At 67.4% G+C, this 9941-nt stretch carries 8 protein-coding genes; 4 read left to right on the top strand and 4 right to left on the bottom strand.

Features of this window, described 5'->3' with window-relative positions:
- The first annotated feature begins 1 nt into the window (after nt 1).
- From WFQ05_RS16500 to WFQ05_RS16490, 3 genes are all read left to right on the top strand, one after another.
- Nucleotides 2-1171, top strand: coding sequence for a CoA transferase (locus WFQ05_RS16500; protein ID WP_337054580.1), 1170 nt, complete (start codon nt 2-4; stop codon nt 1169-1171).
- Between the two features lie 231 nt (nt 1172-1402).
- Nucleotides 1403-1636, top strand: a complete 234-nt coding sequence (locus WFQ05_RS16495) for a hypothetical protein (protein WP_337054579.1) — start codon at nt 1403-1405, stop codon at nt 1634-1636.
- 548 nt (nt 1637-2184) lie between these two features.
- The gene (locus tag WFQ05_RS16490) at nt 2185-4845 is read left to right on the top strand and encodes an excinuclease ABC subunit UvrA (RefSeq protein WP_337054578.1); all 2661 of its coding nucleotides are present in this window, start codon (nt 2185-2187) and stop codon (nt 4843-4845) included.
- A 161-nt stretch (nt 4846-5006) separates the two neighbouring features.
- Here the strand turns inward: WFQ05_RS16490 and WFQ05_RS16485 are convergent, their stop codons facing one another.
- The 3 genes from WFQ05_RS16485 to WFQ05_RS16475 all read right to left on the bottom strand — a co-directional run bounded on the left by WFQ05_RS16485 (nt 5007) and on the right by WFQ05_RS16475 (nt 8328).
- Complete coding sequence (locus tag WFQ05_RS16485) at nt 5007-5990, bottom strand: MarR family winged helix-turn-helix transcriptional regulator (RefSeq protein ID WP_337054577.1); 984 nt, start codon at nt 5988-5990, stop codon at nt 5007-5009.
- Nucleotides 5991-6047: 57 nt separating this feature from the next.
- On the bottom strand, nt 6048-7490 hold the full coding sequence (locus WFQ05_RS16480) for a serine hydrolase domain-containing protein (protein ID WP_337054576.1): 1443 nt from the start codon (nt 7488-7490) through the stop codon (nt 6048-6050).
- Nucleotides 7491-7557: 67 nt separating this feature from the next.
- Complete coding sequence (locus WFQ05_RS16475) at nt 7558-8328, bottom strand: hypothetical protein (RefSeq protein WP_337054575.1); 771 nt, start codon at nt 8326-8328, stop codon at nt 7558-7560.
- A gap of 187 nt (nt 8329-8515) precedes the next feature.
- Between WFQ05_RS16475 and WFQ05_RS16470 the strand changes: the two genes are divergently transcribed.
- Nucleotides 8516-9304: a winged helix-turn-helix domain-containing protein gene (locus WFQ05_RS16470; RefSeq protein ID WP_337054574.1), complete on the top strand. Its 789-nt coding sequence runs from the start codon at nt 8516-8518 to the stop codon at nt 9302-9304.
- 75 nt (nt 9305-9379) lie between these two features.
- On the opposite strand, the gene WFQ05_RS16465 is transcribed toward WFQ05_RS16470, so the two are convergent.
- Nucleotides 9380-9676: a hypothetical protein gene (locus WFQ05_RS16465; protein ID WP_337054573.1), complete on the bottom strand. Its 297-nt coding sequence runs from the start codon at nt 9674-9676 to the stop codon at nt 9380-9382.
- Nucleotides 9677-9941: the final 265 nt, after the last annotated feature.

Here is a 9941-nt window from a genome sequence, read left to right as displayed (position 1 = left end):
CATGCAAGCGCATTCATCGATGGCCACGACCTCGCTGTTCGACCAGATCCATCGCGATGGTCCGCCAGGACCGCTGACGGGCGTCAGGGTGCTCGACCTCAGCGCCTACATCGCCGGCCCCTACGGCTGCACCCTGCTCGCCGACCAGGGCGCGACCGTGCTCAAGGTCGAACCGCCGGCCGGCGACAACCTGCGGCAATATCCCTCGACCCTGGCTAGCGAGAGCCGCGCCTTCCTCGGCGTCAATCGCAGCAAGCGCGGCATCGTGCTGGACCTCAAGGACCAGGCGCAGCACGCGCAGCTGCTGCGCCTGGTGCGCGAGGCCGACGTGCTGGTCCACAACTTCCGCCCCAGCGTGCCGGCGCGCCTGGGCATCGATTTCGAACGGCTGTCGGCCTTCAATCCGCGGCTGGTGTACTGCGCGGTCTCCGGCTACGGCGAGCGCGGGCTGATGCGCGAGAAGGCCGGCTACGACCAGGTGCTGCAGGCCATGACCGGCATGTGCGCCCTGCAGGGCAAGCGCAGCGGTCCGCCGGAGATCATCTACGGCTCGGTGGTGGACTACTACGCCGCGGCCCTGGTCGCCTCGGGCGTGACCGCCGCCTTGTACGAGCGCGAGCGCAGCGGCGTGGGCCAGTTCGTCGGCGTTTCGCTGCTGCGCGCCGCGCTGACCATGCAGTCGGCCAGGCTGGTCTGGGTCGAGGGCGAGGCGCTGGATATCGGCCGCGACATGCGCTCCGGTGGCGTGACCGGCATCCATCCGGCCAAGGAGGGATACCTCTACCTCTCGGCCAATACCGCGCGCTTCTGGCAGGCCCTGTGCCGACTCACCGGCCTGGACGCGCTGGCCGAAGATCCGCGCTACGCCAGCGTCAAGCTGCGCGCCCAGCACGCCGGCGAGATCCTGCCGCGCCTGCACGAAGCCCTGCAGGCCCATACCGCCATGCAGTGGGAGGAGATCTTCGGCGACGCCGTGCCGTGCGCGGCCGCCCGCAAGATCGAGGACATGTTCCAGCATCCGCAGGTACATGCCGAACAGATGATCGGCGAGGTCGCCCATCCCGTGGTCGGCAAGTACCAGAACGTCACCCGCCCCATCGTCTACGGCCGCACTCCCGGCCCCGAACCCTTCGCCGCTCCGACGCTGGGGCAGGACAATGCGTTGCTCTGATTCGGAGCGGGCGGTGCAAAAGCGGGGTCGATTACCTTGCGGCCCGTTTGCCCGTCATCTGATGGGCAGTTGCAGCAGCTGTTTCCCAAGCGGAGACAGCAAACGGCTTCGATCAGAGCCAAAGAGCCGCGTTTCGCGTGCGTCTAGGATCAGCCCTTCAGAAAACCGATAAACGCCCTCAGCGCAGCGGATTGATGGCGGCGACTCGGGAAGTAGATATAGAGCGCCTCCATGGCCGATGACCAGGCGGGCAGCACGTGTGTCAGGCGTCCTTCCTCGATGAGGGCGGTCACCATCGCGCTTGGCGCGCTGACGATCCCGAGACCACGGACGGCAAGGTCGATCTGCGAAGCGAGATCGTGGACGATGGTCGCTTCGGGCAGGGAGATCTGGATCCTGTCGTCGGCCGATACCAGCGTCCAGGGAATGATCGATCCGGTGAGCTGGCTACTGCGCTGGCAGTGACCTCGCTGGCGGCTCAGAAATCAGTCTTGCTCCTCAGGTTGCCGCACCGGGACGCCGTCCCCCGCCTGCTGGACAACCCATGATTGGGAGCTCGTGGGACTTCCGAACGGTGATGCATGGCATCGCGCGCTCACCCGTCTGTGCACTCCCTCCTTCTCGGCTTCAGGGAGTTCTTCAGCGGGGGAAGCGGGCATCGCAGCCGGTGGGCAGGTGTCTCCGGAGCGGTCTTACACACCAGCCCTTCATGCACGAGCCTGAAAGATGCACCACAGTGGGCGGGCAGGTGAGTCGGTTGGCCCACCGCATGGTGATGATGTCCGATGAGGGCGTTGGCCACGCCCATCCGCAGGCGCCTGGAAGATGGCGGCCAATGCCGCGCGGGCCCGCGACAGGCTGGGCGCTGCCGAAGGCGAAGCAACGCTGGCCCAGGGCGTGACCTGGCTCGCGCTGGCTCCTCGCTCGATGGCGCACAGTCGCCAAGCCCGGCGCCTTGACCGACTCGGCTCGTAGTCGGCCCATCGCTCCCTCATGCACCACAGGATCAGGACATGCCAGGCTCTTCTCGCGTTGAATCCCCTCGTACGACAGCCGCCAGCGGCTTCGTCCAGGTGCGCGGTGCCCGCGAGAACAACCTCAAGGATGTGGATGTTTCCATTCCGCGCAACGCGCTGGTGGTGTTCTCGGGGGTCTCCGGCTCCGGGAAGTCTTCGCTCGCCTTCGGCACCCTCTATGCCGAGGCCCAGCGACGCTACTTCGAGTCCGTGGCGCCCTATGCGCGGCGGCTGATCGATCAGGCGGGCGTGCCGGACGTCGATGCGATCGAAGGCCTGCCGCCCGCGGTGGCGCTGCAGCAACAGCGAGGCGCCAGCAACGCGCGTTCCTCGGTGGGCAGTGTGACCACCCTGTCCAGTCTGGTGCGGATGATGTACTCGCGCGCGGGCGCCTATCCGGCCGGGCAGCCGATGCTGTATGCCGAGGACTTCTCGCCCAACACGCCGCAGGGGGCATGCCCCACCTGTCATGGACTGGGCTACGTGTACGAGGTGACCGAGGCGATCATGGTCCCCGATCCCTCGCTGTCCATCCGCGAGCGTGCGATCGCCTCGTGGCCACCGGCCTGGCAAGGCCAGAACCTGCGCGACATCCTGGTCAGCATGGGCTACGACGTCGACCGGCCGTGGAAGGACCTGCCGAAGAAGGACCGCGACTGGATCCTGTTCACCGAGGAAACGCCGACGGTGCCGGTGTATGCGGGCTTCACGCCTGCCGAGACCCGCGCCGCGCTCAAGCGCAAGCTGGAGCCGAGCTACATGGGCACCTTCACCGGTGCCCGGCGGTATGTGCTGCACACCTTCGCCAACACCCAGAGCGCGCTGATGCGAAAGCGCGTGTCCCGTTTCATGGAGGGCAAGCTGTGCCCCAGCTGCCACGGGAAGCGGCTCAAGCCCGAGGCGCTATCGGTCACCTTTGCCGGCGTGGACATCGGCGCCTTCCTGCAGATGCCGCTGGACCAGCTGGCGGCCCTGCTCGAACCGATTGCCCAGGGCGACTTCGGCGCCCATGCGGCCGGGGCGGGAACGGACAGGGAGGCGACCCGGCGTGACCGTGCCAAGCGCGCGGCCTCCGGCCGTGCGACGCATGGGGTATCGCCCGACGTGCGGCGCACCTCCGCGCTGTCGGAAGAAAAGCGCCTTGCCGCGCAGCGCCTGGCCGGCAGCGTGGTGGCACGCCTGCGCCAACTGCGCGGGCTGGGCCTCGGCTACCTGACGCTGGACCGTGCCACGCCGACGCTTTCGGCCGGCGAGTTGCAGCGTTTGCGGCTGGCGACACAGCTGAGTTCGCTGCTGTTCGGCGTCGTGTACGTGCTCGACGAGCCCTCGGCCGGGCTGCACCCCTCCGACAGCCAGGCCTTGTACGACGCGCTCGATCGGCTGCGTGACGCAGGCAACTCGGTGTTCGTGGTGGAACACGACCTGGACCTGATGCGCCGTGCGCAATGGCTGGTGGATGTCGGGCCGGATGCCGGGGAGCAGGGCGGCCACGTGCTCTACAGCGGCGAGCCGGCTGGCCTGCGCAAGATCGCCCAGTCGCGCACCGCGCGCTACCTGTTCGGTGAAATTCCCACGCCGGCCAGCCAGGCACGCGAAGCGACCGGCTGGCTGGAGATGCTGGGCATCCACCGCCATAACCTGCGTGGCGTGGATGCGCGTATTCCGCTGGGTGTGCTGACCGCCGTCACCGGGATCTCCGGCTCCGGCAAGTCCAGCCTCGTCGCGCAGGCCCTGCCGGAGCTGCTATTGCTGCACCTGGGCCAAGAGCCGGAAGACGACGCCGACAGCGACACCAGCGAGGCGCCGGCAGTGATCGAGGCGACCGGCGGCCATCTGGCGGGCGACGTGGACGCCCTGCAACGGCTGGTGCAGGTCGACCAGAAGCCGATCGGTCGCACGCCGCGCTCGAATCTGGCCACCTACACCGGCCTGTTCGACCATGTGCGCAAGCTGTTCGCCGCCACGCCTGATGCGCGGCGGCGCCGCTACGACGCCGGCCGGTTCTCGTTCAACGTCGCCAAGGGGCGCTGCGAGACCTGCGAGGGCGAAGGCTTCGTCAGCGTGGAACTGCTGTTCATGCCCAGCGTGTACGCGCCGTGCCCGACGTGCCACGGCGCGCGCTACAACGAGGCGACGCTGAAGGTGCGATGGAACGGACGCAACATCGCCGAGGTCCTGCAGATGACCGTGGACGAAGCCGGCGCGTTCTTCGGCGGGGAAGACGCCGTGGCGCGGCCCCTGCAACTGCTGCGCGACATCGGACTGGGCTATCTGCGCCTGGGGCAGCCGGCGACCGAGCTTTCCGGGGGCGAGGCGCAGCGCATCAAGCTGGCGACCGAGCTTCAGCGCAGCCAGCGCGGCCGCAGCCTGTATGTACTCGACGAGCCGACCACCGGGCTGCATGCGTCGGATGTCGACCGCTTGCTGGTGCAACTGCAGCGCCTGGTCGACGCCGGCAATACCGTGGTGATGATCGAGCACGACATGCGTGCGGTGGCCCAGGCCGACTGGGTGATCGACGTGGGACCGGGTGCGGGCGCTGCCGGCGGCCGCATCGTGGTGGCAGGCTCCCCGCGCACAGTGGCTGGAGCGCCTGGCAGCCTGACCGCTCGGTTTCTTGCGCAGGCGTTGGTCGCCGGATCCGACGGTGAGCGTTGAAGGCGGTGTGGCCTGCGCCACGGCATGCCTGCTGTCGGCGGCATGCAACGAACGCCACCACGGAGTTGATGCGAACGCTCAGGCATCCGCTGCTGCGTGACCTGTTGCCATGGTCGATAGCCGGCTGACCGGCGGGAGCGGGCGAAGCCCAGGCGACTGTGCTATGGGCGCTTGCGCACGAAATGCTGCTCCAACACCTCCCGCCCCCATTGGCTTCCCGGCCGCTGCTCCACGCAGATAAAGCCGTGCGTTTCGTACAGGCGTCGCGCGGCCTGCAGGCCATCGAAGGTCCACAGATGCGTTTCGGCGAAGGCCGGCCGGGCGTCCACGAACGCGAGCGCCTCGGTCAGCAGGCGGCGGCCGATACCGCCGCCGCGTACCCCGTCATCCACGATGAACCAGCGCAGGTGGGCGACGGTTGGCCCGAGATCTTCGCCGTCGATGGCCACCGCACCCACGATCCGTTCGTCCACCTCGGCCGTCCACACGGCGTTGGGCGACGGTGCCCGGGCGTCCAGGCGCCCGCAGAACTCCGCCAGGCCCCCCGCCACCATGGACTCGAACCGCTGGCCAAAGCCTGCCTCGCGTGCATAGAAGCGCGCGTGCATTTCGGTGATGCGTGCGATCAGTCCGGGGCGGTAGCCGCAGTGCACGGTCACCTCGGGCCCCGGGCGCGGCGGTTGCGGGGCACCCAGAGGTGCGCCACAGCCCGCGCGTGCCAGCGCAGCGGCATAGAGGCGCATCCCCTCGAGCACCGCGCGATCCTCACCCGGTCGCAGCTGCTCCAAGGCGCCGGTCACCTGGGCCCGCGCGAACGCGTGGATGCCCGCCACCCGTCGCCGGCCGCGGGCGGTCAGGGCCAGCCGCTTCACGCGCCCGTCTTCCGCGCCGGTCGTTTCCTGCACTTCGCCCGAAGCCACCAGCTTGCGCAGCATGCGGCTCACGCTGGACTTCTCCAGGCGCAGATGCTCGCCCAGATCGCGTGCCGTCAGCGTTCCGCCGTGCTGCTCGATCTCGATCAAGGCATGCACTGCGGAGGGAGACAGATCGGTCCCGGCGAAGTCTCCCCCCATGAAACCCAGCGTGCGGACCATGGCGCGGGACACGGCCCGCAGTTCTTCGACAAGGGGGTGAGGGGTGGGCATGGGCATCTCCAGTCAGTTGTATCGTACAACTAAATTGAAGGAGTCGCCCGCTGATGCTCAAGGCTCGCCTGGCCTGGTCGAAAGCGCGCGTGCCTTTTCGTACAGCGCCTTGGCCATCTCCGCATCGCCTCTCGTCGCGTGCGCTTCGGCCAGACTGTCCCAGGCGTTCGCCGACTTAGGGAAGAGCACGGTGTTGAGCGCGAATACGCGCAGCGCGGGATCGATGCCCAGGTTTTCCCGGATGGTGTAGCCGGCGCTATTGATGGTTCGCTCCAGCGTCGCATCGTCGAGCGTGGTGCCTTCGCGGATCGACTTGGCTTGTGCCAGTGCATCGCCTTCCGCCTGTGGCCGCAATGCGTAGCGCACCATGGATTCGGACAAGGCCGCCACGGGAAACTTGTCCGGCGCCACCACCGCCATCGCGCTGTCCACCAGCATGCGCGACCAGACATTCTTCGCGCTGCCATTGGTCAGGTAGACGAAGGTGTAGACCTCGCCATCCAGCGTACCCTTGAAGAGGATGCGGACGCGAACGCGCGTCCCGCCGTCGTGGCCGACCTGCCGGTACGCGCCGCTCTCTCCGTATTCCCAACCGGCAGCGAACCAACCGCGCCGTCCGTCAGGCAGGATCCGGGGTTGCCAGAGCCGCTGCAGCGTAGCCTTGCTCACCAGCTTGCCCGAAGTCATGGCCTTCAGAAATCGGGCGAGGTCGTCCAGCGAGGTGTACAGCGCAGCGTGGCCGTAAGCGTAGGCGGGCCATGCGAGATCCTGCTCTGCTTTCAGATTTCCATCCTTGCCGGCGTAGGACGTGACCACGCGCTGCTTCGGCGGCGCGGTCGTGCCGAGCCAGGTGTGCCGCAGATGGAGCCTGCGGATGATGCGTTCCTGCGCCACCTGCGGATAGGGTTTACCGTAATGCCTGGCCAGCAACGCCGCCAGCACGAGGTAGTTCGTCTGCGTGTAACGGGATTCGGTCCCGGGCGGAAACTGCAGTGGCATGTCGGCCAACGATGCGAACACCGTCCGCAGTTCGGGCGGAAACACCGTCTCCGCTGCGGCGCCCTTGCCTTGGCGTGAGTCGAAGTAATCCGGTACGCCTGAGGTATGGTCGAGGAAGTCGCGCACCGGGATCGCCTTCCAGCGCGCCGGCAGGCCGGGCAGGTAGGCGCTCGCCGGGGCGTCCAGTTCCACTTCTCCCTGTTCCACCAGCTGCATGATCAGGGTGCTGACGAAGAGCTTGCTCAAGGAATAGACGGGGAACACGAAATCGCTCGTCAGGCGTTCGTGAGTTCGTACGTCGGCCTCGCCCTGCGCACCCCGAAAGAGCACCTGGCCATCGTGCGCCACCAGCAACGCCTGACCAGGGATGCCGTAGCGTTCCCCGTTAACGGCCATCTGCCGCGCCAGCGCCTGGGGCAGCGCGTCCTCCGCAGGCGCGCAAAAAGGAACTGGCAGTACGGCTGCGAGCAGCATCACCGCCAGACGCTTGAACGACACCATGTATCGCATGCAAAAACTGCCTCTGTTATCAGTCCGGGACAGCGGTGCCCGTGATCTGGAAGGACGGTCAGTGGACAAAGAAGGCGGTCCGCGCAACGCCCGCATTGTTGCGCTTGCCCATCCAGGCGCGCACTTCCACTTCGTACAGGCCGGGCGCGGTAGCGGGAAGCTTCGCGTCGAACATCGCGCTCTCGGGATCGAACCGAAGCCCCACCTTGTCGAGCGCTGCGCCGTCGACTGTGACGTAGGCTTCGACCTCAACGTCGCTCGCGGGCCAGGGGCCGTTCTCGGAGAGCGCGCAGCCGCAGAGCATCGTGACGCTCGCCCGCAAGGGGACGGTCGTCCCCGCCTTGATCCTCTGGTAGGCGACGGGCTGGGCCAGGTTGACGATCAGGCCGGGCAGTTCCATCAGCCATCCGTCGCCGGCGGTGAGGTCGTGTCCCGGAAGAATCCATTGGGTGCTGGTGGCCGTGGTGGTGGCCTGGGGCTGGCCAAGCGGGCCGGTCACGCTCAGGGTCACGCGGCGGGGACGATCGATGTCGAGCGTGACCCGAAAGGCGGCCGAGTCCTTGGTGGAGCGCTCCCCGTCCTGCGGACTCGACCCGCCCATGATCCGCTGGGTATCGCCGGTCGTCCCCGACGTCTGGCCTTGCGCCAGAACCTGACCGGTCTCGGCGTCGGTCAGGACGACGCGGGTGGAGGCGGCGTAGCCGCCGAGGAACTTGGCGCCGCGCGCGAGCACCCTGACCTCCACCCGGGTCGGTTCGGCCCTGGCCTGGGCACTCATCCCGGCAAGGATCGCGACCAGGCATAAGAAGAGGGGAAGGGATGAGCGCATGCGAGCATTCCTGAACATGGATGGAGTACGGGAGGCGGATCTGCGGAGAGGTTAGGGTTGTCGCCCCGACAGGCCCGCAGAGATCCCGGACAAGCGTGCGGCGCTCTGCGAGAATGGTCGAATGACATGTCATGACTTCTGCTGACATGGCGTAACGGCGGGGATTTCGAAGGGCTCGGAGATTGGGATGTCGCTGCGTTTCGACCATTTCAGGCTGGACCCGGCCGCCCTGCAGATCTTCCGGGAGGATGTGCAGCTGGACGCTCCACCTCAGGTGGTCGAGGTCCTCTGTCATCTGATTCAGAACGCGGACCGGGTCGTGCCGCGACAGGAACTGCTGGACCGGTTCTGGCCGCGTGCGGGCACCGGCGGAGACGCGGCCCTCAATACCTGCATTCGCCGCATCCGCACGCTGCTGGAGGACGATGCCGACGCGCCGCGCTACATCCAGACGCGGCCCCGCGCCGGCTACCGTTTCGTCGGCGCGCTCATCGACGGCGTGCAACCGCCGCCTCCGGCGCGCCGCCGCCTCTTCAGGCCGGTGTTGGCCGTCGGCCTGACCGCAGCCCTGGCGGTTGGCGGGGCGGCCTGGGCATGGGCCTCCGGCCTGCTCTCGCGCCCGGAGCAGCGCATCGCCATCGAGCCCGCGCAGGGCCTGTGCGAGTACGTGCTGTTCCCGCACTTCAATGCTGGCCTGCGCGAGAGTCTCCTGGCCCAGGTCAGTCACAGCCTGCCCGCCGGCTACAGCGTGGTCTCGGACAGCCAGCATGCCGAACTGCATGCTCGCGTCAGCGTGCGGCAGACAGCTCAGCAGACCGTGGTCGTCCTGACCCTGCTCGACGAAGGAGCGGGGCGCCTGCTGTGGTCGGGCGAATTCTCCGAAGCCACGGACATGGAGAACTACGTGCCGTTGCAGCGCTCGCTCGCCAAGCGCATGGCTGCAGGCTTGACCCAGGCTCTGGATCGACATTCCTGAGACCGGATCGCTCGCGTCAGGCCTTGCCGGTGGTTGCTCGGCTCACCGTCCGGCTGTTCGCGCAAGCGCCGAAACTCATTCACCCGAAGCGTAGTGCCAAGGTCTGGACGTGCGGCCGTCATAGCGGTCTTCGATCCGTTTGAACCACCGCTTCAGATCGCGCACGAAGCGCTCGTGATCGAAATCCTTGAACTCCCTCCTGTTCAGCTGCTCGGACAGCTGATCGAGGACCTCGCGGGAGACGTGGCGCATCTTGTCCTTCCTCGGGAGCGGGACGATGACCGACAGATGCAGCATGATGTTGGTGTAGAACTCGGCGTCCTTACGCCGGGAACGCACCTTTGCTTGAGGCTCGCCGAATCGCCACTGCACATCAGGAGCAGGGCGACGCCGGTGACTTCGATGCCATGGGAAAGGCGCGCGGACCTGGCGACCGCGTAGGCATAGGGGTGCGTGATTCTCCCCAGCCGGGCCCGCCAGTCGGAAACCGACGTGATACTCAGCCTCATGGCGGCTTTCCTCTCAGGGGTTCACCCCCGTTTTCACGGACACTTACGAGAAGGCCGATCAAGGCCATGAGGAGTGTTCATGTCGAAGCGAAGGAAGTTCAGCACCGAGTTCAAGCGCGGTGCGGTTG

This window comes from Pseudoxanthomonas sp. USHLN014, from assembly GCF_037153335.1.
In the GTDB taxonomy this organism is placed as follows: Bacteria; Pseudomonadota; Gammaproteobacteria; order Xanthomonadales; family Xanthomonadaceae; genus Pseudoxanthomonas_A; species Pseudoxanthomonas_A winnipegensis.
This window is presented reverse-complemented; position numbering and strand designations above follow the sequence as displayed.

Bases quoted from the DNA above. Each gene is read 5' to 3' on its own strand.
- WFQ05_RS16495 (WP_337054579.1), top strand. From the start codon at position 1,403: ATGGCCGATGACCAGGCGGGCAGCACGTGTGTCAGGCGTCCTTCCTCG.
- WFQ05_RS16480 (WP_337054576.1), bottom strand. From the start codon at position 7,490: ATGGTGTCGTTCAAGCGTCTGGCGGTGATGCTGCTCGCAGCCGTACTG.
- WFQ05_RS16485 (WP_337054577.1), bottom strand. From the start codon at position 5,990: ATGCCCACCCCTCACCCCCTTGTCGAAGAACTGCGGGCCGTGTCCCGC.
- WFQ05_RS16490 (WP_337054578.1), top strand. From the start codon at position 2,185: ATGCCAGGCTCTTCTCGCGTTGAATCCCCTCGTACGACAGCCGCCAGC.
- WFQ05_RS16475 (WP_337054575.1), bottom strand. From the start codon at position 8,328: ATGCGCTCATCCCTTCCCCTCTTCTTATGCCTGGTCGCGATCCTTGCC.
- WFQ05_RS16470 (WP_337054574.1), top strand. From the start codon at position 8,516: ATGTCGCTGCGTTTCGACCATTTCAGGCTGGACCCGGCCGCCCTGCAG.
- WFQ05_RS16500 (WP_337054580.1), top strand. From the start codon at position 2: ATGCAAGCGCATTCATCGATGGCCACGACCTCGCTGTTCGACCAGATC.